The 17,359-nt window shown below is 54.6% G+C and carries 12 protein-coding genes; 9 read left to right on the top strand and 3 right to left on the bottom strand.

Translation table 11 applies throughout. The features are described from left to right. Positions 1 to 20 precede the first annotated feature (20 nt). On the top strand, positions 21 to 1,322 hold the full coding sequence (locus B4056_RS09515; protein WP_040113487.1) for a maltoporin: 1,302 nt from the start codon (positions 21 to 23) through the stop codon (positions 1,320 to 1,322). A gap of 114 nt (positions 1,323 to 1,436) precedes the next feature. Further along, entirely contained in the window at positions 1,437 to 2,348 is a 912-nt protein-coding gene (malM, locus tag B4056_RS09510; protein WP_288654510.1) for a maltose operon protein MalM, read from the top strand. Positions 2,349 to 2,437: 89 nt separating this feature from the next. Here malM and malQ read toward each other — a convergent pair whose 3' ends face one another. Both malQ and malP read right to left on the bottom strand, forming a co-directional pair. Continuing rightward, entirely contained in the window at positions 2,438 to 4,498 is a 2,061-nt protein-coding gene (malQ, locus tag B4056_RS09505) for a 4-alpha-glucanotransferase (RefSeq protein ID WP_414693141.1), read from the bottom strand. A 2-nt stretch (positions 4,499 to 4,500) separates the two neighbouring features. After that, a complete protein-coding gene (malP, locus tag B4056_RS09500) occupies positions 4,501 to 6,903 on the bottom strand; it encodes a maltodextrin phosphorylase (RefSeq protein ID WP_288654508.1) in 2,403 nt (800 codons plus the stop codon). Positions 6,904 to 7,178: 275 nt separating this feature from the next. Here malP and malT point away from each other — a divergent pair, with 275 nt between their 5' ends. From malT to B4056_RS09465, 7 genes are all read left to right on the top strand, one after another. After that, the gene (malT, locus tag B4056_RS09495; RefSeq protein ID WP_288654507.1) at positions 7,179 to 9,881 is read left to right on the top strand and encodes an HTH-type transcriptional regulator MalT; all 2,703 of its coding nucleotides are present in this window, start codon (positions 7,179 to 7,181) and stop codon (positions 9,879 to 9,881) included. Positions 9,882 to 9,963: 82 nt separating this feature from the next. Next, positions 9,964 to 10,491, top strand: a complete 528-nt coding sequence (locus tag B4056_RS09490) for a phenolic acid decarboxylase (protein ID WP_040113491.1) — start codon at positions 9,964 to 9,966, stop codon at positions 10,489 to 10,491. 198 nt (positions 10,492 to 10,689) lie between these two features. Further along, positions 10,690 to 11,421, top strand: coding sequence for a YoaK family protein (locus tag B4056_RS09485; protein WP_040113492.1), 732 nt, complete (start codon positions 10,690 to 10,692; stop codon positions 11,419 to 11,421). A gap of 744 nt (positions 11,422 to 12,165) precedes the next feature. Next, a complete protein-coding gene (locus tag B4056_RS09480; RefSeq protein ID WP_288654505.1) occupies positions 12,166 to 13,389 on the top strand; it encodes a hypothetical protein in 1,224 nt (407 codons plus the stop codon). Positions 13,390 to 13,489: 100 nt separating this feature from the next. Next, positions 13,490 to 13,831 carry a hypothetical protein gene (locus B4056_RS09475; protein ID WP_288654504.1) on the top strand — a complete coding sequence of 114 codons (342 nt, stop codon included), beginning with the start codon at positions 13,490 to 13,492 and terminating at the stop codon, positions 13,829 to 13,831. Between the two features lie 60 nt (positions 13,832 to 13,891). Further along, the gene (locus B4056_RS09470) at positions 13,892 to 14,242 is read left to right on the top strand and encodes a DUF4870 family protein (RefSeq protein WP_094111594.1); all 351 of its coding nucleotides are present in this window, start codon (positions 13,892 to 13,894) and stop codon (positions 14,240 to 14,242) included. 286 nt (positions 14,243 to 14,528) lie between these two features. After that, positions 14,529 to 15,644, top strand: a complete 1,116-nt coding sequence (locus B4056_RS09465; RefSeq protein ID WP_094111595.1) for a metallophosphoesterase — start codon at positions 14,529 to 14,531, stop codon at positions 15,642 to 15,644. Positions 15,645 to 15,852: 208 nt separating this feature from the next. Here the strand turns inward: B4056_RS09465 and fdhA are convergent, their stop codons facing one another. Further along, a complete protein-coding gene (gene fdhA, locus B4056_RS09460; RefSeq protein WP_071668338.1) occupies positions 15,853 to 17,046 on the bottom strand; it encodes a formaldehyde dehydrogenase, glutathione-independent in 1,194 nt (397 codons plus the stop codon). Positions 17,047 to 17,359 lie beyond the last annotated feature (313 nt).

Here is a 17,359-nt window from a genome sequence, read left to right as displayed (position 1 = left end):
TGATCTCAGGAGATAAATAAATGATAACTCTGCGCAAACTCCCCGTGGCGATCGCTATCGCTGCGGGTACCCTGTCCGCCTCCTCTATGGCGGTGGACTTCACCGGTTACGCCCGTTCCGGCATTGGCTGGACCGGCAGCGGCGGTGAACAACAGTGCTTCCAGGCGACCGGCGCACAAAGTAAGTACCGTCTGGGTAACGAATGTGAAACCTACGCCGAGCTTAAGCTGGGACAGGAAGTCTGGAAGGAGGGAGATAAGAGTTTCTATTTTGACACCAACGTTGCCTACTCCGTATCGCAGCAGAATGACTGGGAGGCAACTTCACCTGCCTTCCGCGAAGCCAACGTTAAAGGCAAAAACCTGATTGATGCTTTGCCGGGCTCTACTATCTGGGCCGGTAAGCGCTTTTATCAGCGTCACGACGTGCATATGATCGACTTCTACTACTGGGATATCTCCGGTCCCGGCGCAGGCCTGGAAGATGTTGACCTCGGCTTCGGCAAACTCTCTTTCGCCGCCACGCGCTCATCAGAAGCGGGCGGCTCCTACACCTTCTCCAGCGATCGCATCCGCGACTACGCAACCAGCACCGCGAACGACGTGTTTGATGTGCGCCTGGCGGGTCTGGAGACCAACCCGGATGGCGTGCTGGAACTTGGCGTCGACTATGGCCGTGCTAACGCGCGCGACGGGTATCGTCTGGAGGATGGCGCGTCCAAAGATGGCTGGCTCTTCACCGCCGAACATACGCAGAGCATGCTGAAAGGCTACAACAAGTTTGTACTTCAGTACGCAACAGACGCGCTGACTTCGCAGGGCAAAGGGCTGCCGCAGGGCACGAATATCAATAACGACGGCAAGATGTACCGCGTGCTGGATCACGGTGCCATCTCGCTGGCCGAGCGCTGGGACCTGATGTACGTCGCGATGTATCAGAACACCGACCTCGATAATAATCGCGGCAACGAGTGGTACACCGTGGGCGTGCGCCCGATGTACAAATGGACGCCTATCATGAGCACGCTGCTTGAGCTGGGCTACGACAACGTGAAGTCGCAGCAGGTCGGCGATCGCAACGGGCAGTACAAAATTACCCTGGCCCAGCAGTGGCAGGCGGGCGACAGCATCTGGTCCCGTCCGGCGCTGCGCCTGTTTGCAACCTATGCCAAATGGGATGAGAAGTGGGGCTATAGCAAAAATGCGGATGGCAACCTGACCACGCTGGCCGCAGCTGACAGCACCGGTAACGGCCTGTTCACCAACAGCCGGGGCGACAATGACGAGTGGAGCTTTGGCGCACAGATGGAAATCTGGTGGTAAACCTCAGCGTTACCCTGTAACAGAATGGCCGCACCCGTCGGTGCGGTTCACCGATTAGGCAGCGCTGGCCATTGCCTGGTGCCGGCGCTTCCTCCAGCTATCAGAGATAAAACGATGAAAAAAACGCTTACCGCGCTCTGCCTGAGCGCTGCGCTGCTGACCGGCGTTACGCTGCCCGCTGTCGCTGATATTAATCTGGTGCCGCAGGATCTCTCCACCGCGCCCGCCGTTTCACCTGAAACTCTGCAGCGCCTGAACTGGCAACCTGCTGACACGTCGCGTGCGGTAACCACTCAGCTGAGCGACAGCGGCACCGGAGATGCTCTGCCGGGGATCCGTGGTCCGGTTGCGGCGTATAGTCTGCCAGCCAGTCAGGGTGAGCTGACCGTTACGCTGAGCAGTGAGGTCGCTGACAACCGCGTGTTCGCGCCTAATGTACTGGTGCTCGATGAAAACCTGCGTCCGGCAGCGTGGTTCCCGTCCCAGTTCTTTGCTTACCAGCAGCCGGGCGTCATGAGCGCCGATCGTCTTGAAGGCGTAATGAAACTGACGCCGGTGTCGGGACAGCAGAAAATTTATCTGCTGGTCTTTACTACCGACCGGGATCTGACCCAGACCACCACGCTGGTCGATCCGGCCAAAGCTTATGCGAAAGGCACCGGCCATGCGGTTCCTGATATTCCCGATCCGGTTGCCACACACAGCCAGAGCGGCAGGCTGAAGCTGAAAGTCTCCACCAGTTCCGCGTCCTCTATTCTGGTCGGCCCGCTGTTCGGTTCATCGGCATCGGCTCCGGTTGTGATCGGCAATACTCAGGCGCCTGCGCCCGCTGCCGTGCGTCCCGCCTCTGCCGTGAAACCGGTGCCGCTGGAAAACGACACCGAAAGTTACTTCAATCAGAATATCCGTCAGGCGGTCAGCCAGGGCAACATTGATAAAGCGCTGAAGCTTCTGAATGAGGCCGAGCGACTGGGGTCAACCTCAGCGCGGCAAACGTTTATCAGCAGTGTAAAAGGCAAGGGGTGAACCTGCCCCGACAGTGCTGAGTTGCAGCACCTGGTGCGCTCCGGCGCACCTTTTTTATTGCAGAAACCGCCCCGGTCCGGGGCGTCTGATCAGGGGTGCCGCTGACGCACGTGACTGACCTCCTGCAGCAGGTGCGTAATCCCTTCATCCGTAAACATCGCCTCCAGCGACAGCGTGAGCTTGCGGCGCCAGTTAGGGTAACTGTCCACCGTACCGGGCACGTTTACCGGCCGATCCATATCGAGCCACTCCTCCGGCTGCAGGCCAAGCAGGGCGCTGTTACTGGCCGCCACCAGGCGGTGAACCGCACGGTTTATCGCGCGGCGCATGGGCGCACGGCCGCGCTGAAGCGGATAGCGGTGCGCCAGCGCTCCCTGCTGCTGCAGCGTATGCAGCAGCGCCTTTTTTGCCGCCGCGCGCTCACGGTACAGACCCGCCAGGATCGCTTTATCCGGATAGAGTCCCAGCCTGCTGCCCAGCGTTAAGTCATCACTCTGCCACCAGCCGCGCAGGGTAGGCATATCATGCGTGGTGACAACCGCCATCGCCTGCCGTGGCCAGGCTTCCGGCGCGCGAAACGCGCGCGTTGCCGTCTGCTCAAAGTAGAGCACTTTGTAGGAGTAGACGCCGCTGTCGCGCAGCTTAGCGACAATCGCTTCCGGTACGGTGCCCAGATCCTCACCTATCACCATACAGCGATGGCGCTGGCTCTCCAGCGCAAGAATGGCCAGCAGGGCATCAACCGGATAGTGAACGTAGGCGCCCTCAGCGGCCTTCTCATGTTGCGGGATCCACCAGAGGCGCAGCAGTGCCATTACGTGATCAATGCGCAGCGCGCCGCAGTCGCGCATATTGGCCCGCAGCAGATCGATCCACGGGGTAAACGCACGCATTGTCAGGATCTGCGGATCCATCGGTGGCAGCCCCCAGTTTTGCCCCAGCGGCCCCAGAATATCGGGCGGCGCACCCACGCTGGCCTGCAGACAATAGAGATCGCGTTCGCGCCAGGTCTCTGCGCCATCCTGCGCGACGCCTACCGCCAGATCGCGGTAGAGGCCAACCGGCATCTGCTGCGCGCAGCACACGGACCAGCAGGCCGCGAACTGAGAGGCAGCCAGCCACTGCAGCCAGAGGTAAAAGCGTACTTCGTCGCTATGTTCAATACGAAACGCCAGCACAGCGGCGCTGTCGGGATGCTGATACGCTTCCGGCCAGCTTTTCCAGCCGTACAGCGCAGGATTTTTGGCGCGCTGGTGCGCCTGCAGCGCATCAAACAACGCCTGACTCAGCAGGCTCTGTCCGCCCGCTTTAACAAACGCATCAAATTCCTGCATTACCGGTTCATCCGGCGAACGTCGCCTGAACTGTCTCCAGGCAAGGCGTAAGCCCTCCAGCTTTAGCGCGGTAACGGCGGCGTAATCCACGTATTCGCTGTCACGCGCGGCCGCAAGCCGCTGCTGGGTATCAGGCTGCTGCCACCACGCCTGCGCCGCCTCACTGAGTCTGAAATCCTCCACGCTATTGACGTCGATATAGAGCACATTCAGCCAGCGGCGCGAGGAGGGGCTGTAAGGGCTGGCACCCTCAGGATTAGCCGGAAAGAGGGCGTGCAGCGGATTAAGCCCGATAAATGCGCCGCCGCGCTGCGCGATCTCTGCCGCCATCTGGCGCAGATCGCCAAAGTCGCCGATGCCCCAGTTGTGCTGCGATCGTAGCGTATAGAGCTGCACGCAGCAGCCCCAGAGCTTGTCGCCGGCCAGCAATGCCGGTGGCTCATAGCAGCGCGGTGGCGCAACAATCAGGCTGCAGCGCGACAGCAGCGCCGGCTGCGTCAGGGTCAGCTGATGATAGCCTTCCGGCAGTGCCGGCAACCGCAGCGTTTCACCAGGCTGGCACTCACCTGACCAGAGCTCGCCCGCTTCACTGGTCAGCTCCCATGCTGCCGCCCCGCTCAGCGCTGGCTCTACTACCACGGCTTCTCCGCCACGAAAAATCGCTACCGGGGGCAGCGCTGACGGTGTAGCGAGAGGCGGCTGTATGATCGTGTGCAGCCACTGCTCGGTGGCGGCCGGAATGCGGCGCGGCCTGCCGTGAGCATCAATATATTCCGGCGCGATCAGCGCTGCCGGAGTAAGCGTTGTCATTGTCATCTTCAGCGCACCGCCTGCCAGATTCGTTGCTGATAATCACGAATAGCGCGATCGGCACTGAACATGCCGCAGCGTGCGGTATTCAGGATCGCCGCGCGGGTCCAGGCTTCACTATCGGCCCAGCGTTTTTCTGCATCCTGCTGCGCATTGAGATAGTGACGGAAATCGGCCAGTACCAGATAAGGATCGCCACCCTCCGCCCCGAGACTTTTCACCAGCGCATCAAATGCCGTGCAATCGCCGTCGCTAAACGTGCCATCCTCCAGCGCCGTCAGCACCTGATGCAGCTGTTTATCTTTTTTGCGCCAGACTGCCGGGGCGTAGCCCGCGCTCTTCAGCGCGCTGACCTGCTCCACGGTATGGCCAAAGATAAAGATGTTCTCGTCGCCAACCTCGCGGGCAATCTCCACGTTAGCGCCATCCAGCGTACCGATAGTCAGGGCGCCGTTCAGCGCCAGTTTCATATTGCCGGTGCCTGACGCCTCTTTGCCGGCCGTGGAGATCTGTTCCGAGAGATCGGCTGCCGGGATCAGCCTTTCTGCGACCGAGACGTTATAGTCCGGGATAAACACCACTTTCAGCCGATCGCCCACGCGCGGGTCAGCATTTATCGTCATGGCAACTTTGTTAATGGCATAGATAATATTTTTGGCCAGCGCATAACCAGGTGCAGCTTTTGCGCCAAACAGCATCACGCGCGGCGCCAGGTTGGCCTGCGGATCGCTGACCAGCGTCTGCCACAGCGCAATAATATGCAGTAGCATCAGATGCTGACGCTTGTACTCATGCAGCCGTTTTATTTGTACATCAAACAGCGCGTCCGGATTGATCACAATGCCGGTTTTCTGTTCCACCCACTGTGCCAGATCGCGTTTGTTCTGCTGTTTGATGGCGCGATATTCTGCGCGGAATGAGGCATCCTCTGCCAGCGGCTCCAGCGCGCGCAGCGCGTCGAGATCGGTCAGCCAGGGTTTATTCAGCGAGCGGTCGATCAGTGCAGCCAGTGCCGGGTTGCACTGGTTGATCCAGCGGCGCGGCGTCACGCCGTTTGTCACATTGTGGAATTTCGCCGGCCAGAGCGCGTGATATTCCGGAAAAAGATCCTCTGTCACCAGTTTTGAGTGCAGGGCAGCAACGCCGTTAACGGCAAAACAGGTCACCACGCAGAGGTTAGCCATACGCACCTGATGATTATGCACCACCGCCAGTCTGGCCCAGATGGCAGCATTACCGGGCCACTGCGCCTCAACCTGCTGCTTAAGTGCCGCATTGATGGCATTCACAATCATTATGTGGCGCGGCAGCAGGGTACGGAACAGCGTCAGATCCCAGCACTCCAGCGCCTCCGGCATCAGCGTGTGGTTGGTATAGGCGAAGGTGCGCTGCGTCAGCTGCCAGGCGCTTTCCCAGCTGAAATCATACTCATCCAGCAGCAGGCGCATCAGTTCCGGAATCGCCAGAGTGGGATGCGTATCGTTGAGCTGAATGACTTCGCGATCGGCCAGCGTGTCAATAGCGTGACCCGCCTGCTGATGGCGGCGCAGAATATCCGCCAGCGAACAGGCGCACTGAAAATATTGCTGCATCAGGCGCAGTTTCTTACCCGCCTGATGGTTATCGTTAGGGTAGAGCACTTTAGTCAGCTTCTCTGCATCAATACCCTGCTTTTCCGCCCGCAAAAAATCGCCGTTATTGAACCGCTGCAGGTCAAATGGCTGCGCGTGGCTCGCCTGCCACAGGCGCAGCGGCTGAACCACCCCGTTCTGGTAACCCACAACCGGCAGATCCCAGGCCTCACCCTGCAGCTGAAACGCCGGGATCCAGCAGGTTTTTCCCTGCTCAGTTTTCACCTTGCCGCCCAGATTAACCGTTACCGTCAGCGCCGCATTATGGCGAAACCAGGGGTAGCGATTTCGCCCCCAGTCATCCGGCCGCTCCTGCTGCGCGCCGTCGCTGAAATGCTGCCGGAACAGTCCGTACTGATAATTGAGGCCATAACCGATAGCGGGCTGACCCGTGGTTGCCATCGCATCGAGAAAACAGGCGGCCAGGCGGCCCAGACCGCCGTTTCCCAGCGCCGGATCGATCTCCTGTTCCAGCACATCGCTCAGCGACTGCCCCTGTTGCTGCAGCAAATCGTTCAGCGCCGGGTACCAGCCGAGGTTAAGCAGGTTATTGCCGGTCAGACGGCCGGTGAGAAACTCCATCGAAATATAGTTAACGTGGCGCTGCGGTCCCGCTGCCGGCTGCGCGGGCAGTTCAGCCAGCAGTTCGGCAAGCGCACCGCTCAGGGCATGCCACCACTGCTGCCGGCTCATCGCCTGCGCGTCGGGCAGGCCAAAGCGCTGCCACTGTCGCGTCAGGGCAGCAGTAAAACGGTCGGAATCAAAAGGTAACTGGGTCATGGCTTAAGCATCCGTCAGAGGAAGAGGTCAGCGTGCATTTTGCCTGCGCCGGTTGTGTATCTCCTCCTCCCCGGCACTATTCAGGCAGGAGGATAGAGAGGGAGGAGAGGGTAAGGAAACTCCGAAAGCGTGACAGGAGTGTGATACCCCTCGCTTTTGTTAAGCCGCGCTGCTGAGTTCGCTTGCATTAAGATGGCGTATGGATAACGTGTATGTCGAATAATTACGAAGCGTAAAATAATACTGCGCAGACGTTAATGGAGGAGCGTGCGTCGATGTTGATCCCGTCAAAACTGAGTCGTCCTGTGCGCCATGACGCCATGGTGGTCCGTAGCCGTCTGCTGCAGAAACTGAATGCCGCCGCCGTTTACCGGTTAGTGCTGATTACCAGTCCCGCAGGGTACGGTAAAACCACGCTGATTTCGCAGTGGGCGGCAGAAAAGCGCGACCTGGGCTGGTATTCGCTGGATGAGGGGGATAATCAGCCGGAACGGTTTGCTGACTATCTGATTGCTGCGCTGCAGCAGGCCACTCAGGGCAGCTGCAGCCGCAGTGAATCACTGGCGCAAAAGCGGCACTACGTTAATCTCAATGCGCTTTTCTCGCAGCTGTTTATTGAGCTGGCTGACTATCAGCGTCCGGCCTGGCTGGTTATTGACGATTACCATCATATTACCAATCCGGTTATTCATGAGGCGATGCGCTTTTTTCTGAAGCATCAGCCGGAAAATCTGACCCTGGTGGTGCTGTCGCGCGGTCTGCCACAGCTGGGCATCGCCAATCTGCGCGTGCGTGAACAGCTGCTGGAGCTGAGCAGCCAGCAGCTCGCCTTTACGCACGATGAAGCTAAACAATTTTTTGATAACCGGCTGCAGGCGCCGCTGCCCGGTGAAGAGAGCGACCAGCTGTGTGATGATGTGGCTGGCTGGGCGACCGCACTGCAGCTGATTGCTATCTCAGCCCGGCAGGGCGCAGGCTCAGCGCAGGACTCCGCGCGCCGTTTATCAGGCATCAACGCCAGCCATCTCACCGATTATCTGGTTGAGGAGGTTTTGGATACTGTCGATGCCGATACCCGCCAGTTCCTGCTGAAGAGTGCGCTGCTGCGCTCGATGAATGATGCCCTCGTGACGTCAGTCACGGGTGAAAATAATGGCCGCATGCGGCTGGAGGAGATTGAGCGGCAGGGGCTGTTTTTGCAGCGCATGGATAATGCGGGCGAGTGGTTCAGCTACCATCCACTGTTTGGCAGTTTTCTGCGCCAGCGCTGTCAGTGGGAGCTTAGCGCGGAGCTGCCGGCCCTGCATCGTGCGGCGGCGCGAGGCTGGATGAGGCAGGGTTTCCCGGGCGAGGCGATCCACCATGCCCTGGCCTCGGGTGATATCGATATGCTGCGCGACGTGCTGCTGGAGCACGCCTGGACCCTGTTTAATCAAAGCGAACTGGCGCTGCTGGAGTCTTCCCTGCGGGTTCTGCCATGGCCACTGTTGCTGGAAAACCCGGAGCTGGTGCTGCTGCAGGCGTGGCTGATGCAGAGCCAGCATCGTTTTTCCGAAGTTAACAGCCTGCTGGCGCAGTTTGAACAGCAGCGCTGCTGTGAGATGGATGCCTCCCTGCAGGGCGAGCTGCACGCAATACGCGCTCAGGTGGCCATTAACGATGGCAATGCGGAAGAGGCCGCGCAGCTGGCGCGTCTTGCTCTGCAGCTGCTGCCGGCGTCGAAAAGCTACAGCCGCATTGTCGCGACCTCTGTCCACGGTGAGGTCATGCACTGTAAAGGAGAGCTGGCTGATTCACTGGCGCTGATGCGTCAGACAGAGCAGATGGCGCGGCAGGAAGAGACCTGGCACTACGTTCTCTGGAGCCTGATCCAGCAGAGCGAGATTCTGTTTGCGCAGGGATTTTTACAATCGGCATGGGAGATGCAGGAAAAGGCGTTTCGTCTGGTTCACGAACAGCATCTCGCACAATTTCCGCTGCATGAGTTTCTGTTACGCATTCGCGCGCAGCTATTCTGGGCCTGGGGTCGGCTTGATGAAGCTGAACAGGCGGCTCGCAGTGGTATGCAGGTACTGCGCGGCTTTCCTCCGCAGCAGCAGATCCAGTGTCTGGGACTGCTGATCCAGTGCTCGCTGGCGCGGGGTAATCTGGATAATGCCCGGTCGCACATTACCCGGCTGGAGAATCTGCTCAATAATGGCACGCTGCATATCGACTGGATCGCCAACGCGGATAAAGCGCGTATCCTTTACTGGCAGCTGACCGGGGATAGCGCCAGCGCCAGTCAGTGGCTGCGCGTTACCTCCCGGCCGGCCAGCGCCAATAATCACTTCTTACAGGAGCAGTGGCGTAACGTGGCGCGGGCACAGCTTCTGGCGGGCGATCTGATTCAGGCGGAAGTGATTCTGGATGAGCTGAATGAGAATGCCCGGACGCTTCAGCTCACCAGCGATTTTAACAGCAACCTGCTGCTGCTTAATCAGCTTTACTGGCAGACTAATCGTAAACCCGATGCACAGCGGGTGCTGATTGCCGCCCTGAAGCTGGCGCGCAGTACAGGGTTTATGAGTCAGTTTGTGATTGAGGGCGAGATCATGGCGCAGCAGCTGCGGCAGCTGTTGCAGCTTTCGGTGCTGGAAGAGATAGATGAACATCGCGCCCGCCGCATCCTGCACGAAATTAATAAGTATCACCGGCATAAATTTGCCCATTTTGATGAGGGCTTTGTCAGCCGTTTACTCAACCACCCCGATGTTCCGGAGCTGGTCCGCACCAGCCCACTGACGCAGCGCGAATGGCAGGTGCTGGGTCTGATCTATTCCGGTTACAGCAATGAGCAGATTGCCGGCGAGCTTGATGTCGCCGCCACCACCATTAAAACCCATATCCGCAACCTCTATCAGAAGCTGGGAGTGACCCATCGCAATGAAGCCATGCATGAGGCGCGGTCGATGCTAAGGCTAATGGGGTATGTGTAAACGTCATTAAGCGATACGCAATCCCGCATTACGCGCTATACCTTACCAGTACGCTTTTTTTTACCCATCGGTGAGGTGAAGCATGAGTTCAATCGCATCAGCGACAGAACAGGCCAGCGATCTGTCTGCATTTATCGGAACCCATTTTGTTTATACCTATGACAACGGCTGGAAATATGAGTGGTATGCCCGTAACGCCACCACCTGCGACTACCGTATTCATCAGGGACTGGTAGGGGGACGCTGGGTTACCCATCAGAAGATGCATGCGGTGCAGTTTGCACCCGGTATCTATAAGGTTGACTGGCATGAACCCACCGGCACCTGCGTAAGCCTGCTGTTCGACCTCGAACGTAAACTTATTCACGGTACGATTTTTTTCCCGCAGTGGATCGCCGGGGAGGGGCAGCATCCGGAAAAAACGATCTGTTATCAGAATGAATTCATTGAAGATATGCAGCGTTTTCGTGACGAGGGACCGGCCTATCCCTATATTATTATCCCGGAATTTGCTCAGGTCACTTATATGAAAAATGAGGGGCCGGACAATGACGACGTGATCAACATGGCACCGGGACAGATGCCGGCAAATTACTTTGAAAATAAATAACGCTATAACCGGAATCTCCCACTTTAAGTGACAGCGTCACTTACTGCGGGTTGTTCCGGTTATCAATATAAGTTTTCATTTCCTGACATTATTAACTATTAAAAGCAGTTGGTTACAGGCGTCCTGGCCAGACTTCGCTATGCTCAATAGTGCGCTACGCTAACATTATGTGCCTTTACGCTGCGAGGTAAGAGAAGGATGCTGCTGAGAAAAAAGAAGTTACGTTCGCACAGCGAAGATCGCCTGCTGGCGCTCACGCTGGCGACCACTGCAGGTATACTTAACGCCATGGCATTCGGTGCTTTTGGTTTTTTCCCCTCCCACATGACCGGTAACACCTCCCAAATCTCCGCTGAAGTTTCAGGCTCCGATCTGCAGGATCTGCTGTTTCTGGCCGGCTTAATTCTGGCATTTGTCACCGGCTCAATGATCGCGCGCCTGACGGTTGCCTGGGGTCTTAAACGCAATATCAGGACCATTTTTTGTCAGGTGCTTTTCATTGAGGGACTGCTTCTGCTACTGACGTCAGTGGTGGAGATCCTGTGGTACTCAGAACGTAACAACGGTGAAATCCTGGTCACGCTCGGACTGCTGATGGGGATCCATAATTCCACCTCGACACAGCTCTCGTCTGGTCGCGTACGCTCAACGCACGTAACCGGTACGCTGACCGATGCCGGTATTGCGCTGGGCTCGTTTCTGCGGGCAACGTTCAGCAGCAGCGAAGCGGGGGAGCGCCATCTGCATCGCAAGCTTCTTTATACCCACCTTGTAACCATCTTCTCTTTTCTTACCGGCTGCGTGGCGGGCTATCTGCTGTTCCGGCACTTTGGCTTTAACGCAATGGCTATGCTGGGAATCGCGCTTTCGCTGATTGCAGCAGGCGGCATCGCCCGTACGCTGCATCTTACCGGCGTACGTTTCTGGTAACCCGACAAACTATACAGCACTCCGGTGCTGTTTTTTGCTGATAAAACCGGCAACGCTGGGTGAATTCTGCAGGGTAACCAGTGCTGCAATACCTGCAGAATTCACGCAGCGACGCCGGTTTTTTGAGCTGAAGCGCCACACCCATCATCACAACTCCCGTCAATGCCCTCTTTATAAGTTCATATAAGTCCAATTATATGAAGTTGGTGACTTCAGGCACGCATAACGCGATAAGGCAGAGGGATGGGGCATGAAGCGTGTGTGCTGGCTGGTAAAGCGCTTCCGGTCGCTATACATACATGGCAACCCTGTAACACAAATGCGGAAATCACGTAAGGTGCGCATTCATGCGCACCTGGTTACTCATGCATCTGCTTACGCCGTAGGTCGTCTTTTATCATCCCGTTTAACAGCGGCGAAGAGTTAACTGGCATTTGCATACTCTCCGGTAATGCTGGCGAAATTGCACATATCATTTATGGCCATGCGTTTTCCGGTTCTGATAAAAGCATTTTTACCGCATCAGATTTGTCAATCGGTTTTTATTAAAATATGCTAACGTATAATGAAATTATTTTTTGTTGGAAATAATGTATTGATGAGATAATGTTTGCTGGAAACCCTCCCGTCTTTTTTTGTAAAAATTCTCTAAAGAATTGGCTGGTGCTGCCGATATTAAGGTTAAAGCCCAATTGATAATAAAAAGACGTTAATTGGCTATTTTTCGCTTCAAGGATGAATAAAATGAAATTCAAATTACGATCAGCTCTGCTGATTGCAGCAATTGCGGGCCTTTCCGGCTGTGATAAAAACGATATCGATTGTGATACCAGCTCGCTGCAGGACAGCCTTAGCAAACGCCTTCTCACCGTTTTTGCTGAAAAAGCTGGTAGCAATGAAAGTCTTAATGACCTGCTGAAGCATGTTAAAGTCACCCTCGCTGATTATCATAAGGATGAGGAGCACTCTACAGAAAACATGGCGCAATGTTCCGTCAAGGTTACTTTTACTGACGCGCGCGCATCCAGCACTGCAATAGTCGGAACAGCTAATTATCAGCTGTTGAAAAATGGCGATCGTGATCCGTCAATCAACGATGCTTCCATCTGGGATGGCATTGATCGGAAAAACTTCAAACCTGTTAAAATCGATGAAACCGTTGAGCAAAAAGAATGGCGCGAGCAACAGGAAAAGATTGCAGCCGATAAAGCACGTGCAGAAGAAGCGATAAAAGCGAAAGAAGCAGCAAAACAAGCAGAATTGTTAAAAGAGATTAACTCAGCTAAGCAAAGCAGCAATGATGCGTTTAAAGCGGTAAATAGTGACCAACTTATGCTGTTGTTCCTGGCGAACTCCGGCAGACAAGTCAGTGATGAAGAGAAGTTAAGCCTTCTGAGTGGCCGATGGAATGCTGAGCGCGATCCTTTTAAGAAAAACGACATGAAGCAGTCGGAGCTGGAATCTGCTGAAAACCAGCTTGCCGCATTCAAAGGCATTAAATTGATTAAAATCAGTCGTCTTAATTACCGCATGAATGGTAAAAAAGCGACAGCGGAAAAAAGCATAGTCACCTCAGCTTTTATGAACATGCGTAAACCGGACGATTATGATTTTGACACAAAGAGTTTCCCGATGAACATGTCCGGTTGCAATGATTCGCTCAAATATGGCCCTGAACTTCTTTATAACACGCGGCAAAATGTTAAAGTAAACCTGATTAAAAACGCAGCAGCCTGCAGTTATTCGCCAGCGAATGAAGATGAAGCCCGCCGTATCTCTGGCATTCTGTCAGACATTCCGACGGCTGCGTTCAGCGCAGACAGCACTGCATATCTGCTGATCACGGATTATGATGCCGATAAGGTAGATATCAATACTGTCCTGATTCGCTCTGACGTTGATATCTTCAGTCGTTCAGTGGATGTACTCAATGACAAAGCCCCGGTTTTAACCTGGACTTTGCAGTGATTTTTAGGCATTTAAACTGATAATTAAATTTTGACACTTAATCTTTCAGGCTGCTGCGAAAAATCAATCTTCGTACTGCCTGTTATTAAAGGAATATGGGATGGAAATGTTTAAAATTGCTGCTGTCGCTATTTTTGCCTTATCACTTTCGGGATGCAACAGTGAACCTTCAGAAAGTGATATTCAGCAGGCTGCACAAAAAAATATTGATGATACCAATGCGCAGGCGCGTAAAGTGATGTCCGGCAGCGGTATTAATAGTGAGAACATGCTTACTAAGCTTAACTCATTGCGTAAAATTGCCTGTGATCCAAACGGGAGTAATTCGCAATATAAATGCAAAGTCGAATTAGACATCACTGCGCCGTTTGTTGGAAATCGTAAAAACATTGTCGAACTAAATGTTATCGATGATAACGGCGAGTGGCGCCTGGTTCAGTAAGAGAACCCGCATTCACTACTTTAATAAACCAATAATTTTAACACGACTCTGGAGTATATAATGTCTGAACAGACGCAACCCGTCGATATTCGCCTGCACTCACAAGTTTCTACTATTAAAATCCTCTATATTCTGTTTGTGGTGGGATATTTCACTGGCGGCCTGACATCACTTATTGCGGTCGTTATGGCCTATATGAACCGCGGCGGGTCAACTGACTTTGAGCGTGCGCACTTTGATTATTTGATTAAAATTTTCTGGATCAGTTTTGTCACAATGATTGTTGCGCTGATAACATGGGTCATGCTGATCGGTATGGTCATCGCACTCGCCTGGTTTGTCTGGTCACTCATTAAAATTATCAAGGGTGTTTCACGCCTTGGTGAAGGCAAAATGCCAACGCAGCGTTAAGATACCTGTGGGAGCAGGCTGTCTGGCCTGTTCCCATTGCTAAGCTTTCCTTTTATCTACTCCGCGCCACTCTCTTCTTCAATCAACGTAAACCTTCGGTAGCGCATGAAAAAATGCCGCTTTAAGACCCGCCTGACTATCCTTTTCCCGGAATATGACTGTAACTGGTATTGCCATGTAAATGTCCTATGCTATCACTGCGCTGTGCACAGCAGGCATTAACTACTCAGAGTATTGAGTTAACTTCGCGCCTTTTCAGCGGTTATAAGAGAGGGAACAGAGAGTGATGTTTCATCTGATTTTCAGCATACCGGCTTGGTATGTTATCGCACGCTTCATTTTTCCGCTCGCTATGCCGTTACTTCTGAAAATTGTTTTATCTGTTGTAGTGCTCCTCGCGTCCCAGTATCTGTTGATTAGCCGTTTTACGTCGGGCGGCATCTTCTCACCTGAAATGCCCCGTGCGGTGATTATCCTGTTCAACTGGGCTTTCGGCACGGTTCTGTTTTTGGCGTTTACCCAAATCCTGATTGATGTTGTGGCAGTCAGTTCACTGCTGTTACGGCATCCGCTGGAGATTCCATCGGGAGTACGTTATCTGGCCGCGCTTTTTGCTATGGTACTGGCAACCATCGGCGTCTATCAGGCCATACGCGTTCCGCCAGTGAAAGAGGTGACCATCCGCATTCAGGATCTTCCACCCGCATTTGAGGGCTATCAGCTCCTGCAGCTCACTGACTTACACATCAGCAAATTATTCAACGCTGCATGGACCTCCGCCATGGTTAAGCGGGCGATGGCGCTGGATGCTGACCTGATCCTTGTGACAGGGGATGTCATTGATGGCACGCTGGCAAATCGGAGGGACGACGTTGAGCCGCTGAGAGGCCTGCAGGCGCCAGACGGCGTTTATGCCGTTACCGGCAACCATGAGTATTTTTTTGAGCAGCAACGATGGACCGATCATTTAGCAACACTGGGACTGCAACCTCTGCTGAACAGCCATATGGTCATCACGCGCGATGACTCAGCGCTCGTGATCGCAGGCCTGCCTGATATCTCAGCATCACGCAGAGACGCAATGGCCCCTGATATTGAAAAAGCGCTGAAAGGTGCACCTGATAAGGCTCCGGTAGTATTGCTTGACCATCAACCGCGCAATGCCCGTCAAAATGCGGCTCATCACGTTGATTTACAGCTCTCGGGTCATACTCACGGCGGGCTGATTGCTGGCTTTGATCGGCTGTTTTCGAAACCCAACGCGCGTTTTGTTTCAGGGCTTTATGATGTGGACGGCATGCAGCTTTATGTGAATAACGGAACCGCGCTCTGGCCGGGTATGGCGATAAGGTTAGGGCGCTACTCTGAACTTACGCGCATTACGTTACAACGAAAAGAGTAATCGTCCGCCATTCCTTACGCTGGTGTGGCGGTAGGGGACGCCGTGAGTCTCCATGCCGGGCTCACGGCTGATTGATGATCGGCAGTACAAGTATTACCTGTATGTTCTATTTAACATAATCATGATTATGCGCATTTAAAAGCGTGTAAGGCACAGCGCATATTCGCGCGTGCCTTACACCTTGCCGGATAAGTTTATCTGCACCAGACTATTTCGCCGTCAGCATGCCATGCGGATCCAGCACATACTTGGCGGCTACGCCAGCGTCGAACTGGGCATATCCCTGCGCCGCTTCTTCAAGCGGGATCACTTTGGCATTAACGATTTTCGCAATCGGCAAACGATCGTGCAGGATGGCGTTCATCAGCTGCCGGTTGTAACGCACCACCGGGGTTTGCCCGGTATGGAATGACTGCGCTTTAGACCAGCCGAGGCCGAACTTCAGGCTCAGGGAGCCTTCCTGTGCTGATTTATCGTGCGCGCCCGGATCTTCCGTCACATACAGACCCGGAATGCCGATATTACCGGCCACGCGGGTGATCTCCATCATCTGATTCAGCACCACCGCCGGCTGCTCCTTGCCGGAATGGCCGCGCGCTTCAAATCCGACGGCGTCGATAGCTGAATCGACTTCCGGCGTACCAGTGACCTGCGCAACCATCTCTCCCAGGCGGTCATGCTGACTCAGGTCGATCGGCACAAAGCCCATTTTCCTGGCGTGCTCCAGACGCTCTTTGTTGAAGTCACCTACCATAACCACCGCCGCACCGAGAATCTGTGCTGAGGCCGCCGCGGCCAGGCCAACCGGACCGGCGCCTGCAACATAGGTGGTTGAGCCGACGCCCACACCCGCGTTGATCGCGCCGTGAAACCCGGTCGGTAAAATGTCAGACAGCATGGTCAGATCCAGAATCTTCGCCAGTGCCTGGTCACGGTCAGGGAATTTCAGCAGATTAAAGTCCGCATAGGGCACCATCACATATTTCGCCTGCCCGCCTACCCAGCCGCCCATATCAACATAGCCAAACGCGCCGCCCGCTCGTGCCGGATTGACTGTCAGGCAGACGCCGGTATCGAGTTCACGGCAGCACCGGCAGCGCCCGCAGGCAACGTTAAACGGCACAGAGACAATATCACCGACGTTAAGCATCTCAACGTCAGCGCCCTTTTCGATAATTTCACCGGTAATTTCATGGCCGAGCACCATACCCGCAGGCGCGGTGGTACGTCCGCGCACCATATGCTGATCTGAGCCACAGATATTGGTGGAGAGCACTTTCAGGATCACGGCGTGCCCAATCTTCTTGCCGGCCGGATTAGCAAAGACCGGATCGGCAATATCCTGCACCTCGACTTTGCCTGGCCCCTGATACACCACACCGCGGTTGGAATTTGCGCCCATAAAATCTCCATTATATGTTGATATGCACATTAACTGCCGGACACTTACGAAACCGTAAGATAATAAAGAGTGATGACGCGTTAAATCTAATACGCAATAGTGCGTAATTAAACAGAGAATGGATTACGCGTGCCGGAGTTGTGACTGGCTTCATGAATGCAACAAGTGGATACACAGGAAAACCCATTAAATACATGTAGATAAATATATTAATTTTGAAATACCCGTGTTATGTCGCAAACTGACAGTACAATGTCGCACAGTGATACGCTATTAATTAAAACAGTTATTCGGGCAGGGAATTATTATTATC

Source organism: Pantoea sp. UBA7232 (assembly GCF_002473195.1).
Lineage (GTDB): Bacteria > Pseudomonadota > Gammaproteobacteria > Enterobacterales > Enterobacteriaceae > Pantoea > Pantoea eucrina.
Note: the sequence above shows the minus strand (reverse complement) of the source record. Positions and strands in the feature narration are given on the sequence as shown.

What these genes read in the sequence shown, in the direction of transcription:
- B4056_RS09475 (WP_288654504.1), top strand. Translation starts at nt 13,490, where the DNA reads ATGGAAATGTTTAAAATTGCTGCTGTCGCTATTTTTGCCTTATCACTT.
- B4056_RS09465 (WP_094111595.1), top strand. Translation starts at nt 14,529, where the DNA reads ATGTTTCATCTGATTTTCAGCATACCGGCTTGGTATGTTATCGCACGC.
- malT (WP_288654507.1), top strand. Translation starts at nt 7,179, where the DNA reads ATGTTGATCCCGTCAAAACTGAGTCGTCCTGTGCGCCATGACGCCATG.
- B4056_RS09470 (WP_094111594.1), top strand. Translation starts at nt 13,892, where the DNA reads ATGTCTGAACAGACGCAACCCGTCGATATTCGCCTGCACTCACAAGTT.
- fdhA (WP_071668338.1), bottom strand. Translation starts at nt 17,046, where the DNA reads ATGGGCGCAAATTCCAACCGCGGTGTGGTGTATCAGGGGCCAGGCAAA.
- malM (WP_288654510.1), top strand. Translation starts at nt 1,437, where the DNA reads ATGAAAAAAACGCTTACCGCGCTCTGCCTGAGCGCTGCGCTGCTGACC.
- malQ (WP_414693141.1), bottom strand. Translation starts at nt 4,498, where the DNA reads ATGACAATGACAACGCTTACTCCGGCAGCGCTGATCGCGCCGGAATAT.
- B4056_RS09515 (WP_040113487.1), top strand. Translation starts at nt 21, where the DNA reads ATGATAACTCTGCGCAAACTCCCCGTGGCGATCGCTATCGCTGCGGGT.
- malP (WP_288654508.1), bottom strand. Translation starts at nt 6,903, where the DNA reads ATGACCCAGTTACCTTTTGATTCCGACCGTTTTACTGCTGCCCTGACG.
- B4056_RS09490 (WP_040113491.1), top strand. Translation starts at nt 9,964, where the DNA reads ATGAGTTCAATCGCATCAGCGACAGAACAGGCCAGCGATCTGTCTGCA.
- B4056_RS09485 (WP_040113492.1), top strand. Translation starts at nt 10,690, where the DNA reads ATGCTGCTGAGAAAAAAGAAGTTACGTTCGCACAGCGAAGATCGCCTG.
- B4056_RS09480 (WP_288654505.1), top strand. Translation starts at nt 12,166, where the DNA reads ATGAAATTCAAATTACGATCAGCTCTGCTGATTGCAGCAATTGCGGGC.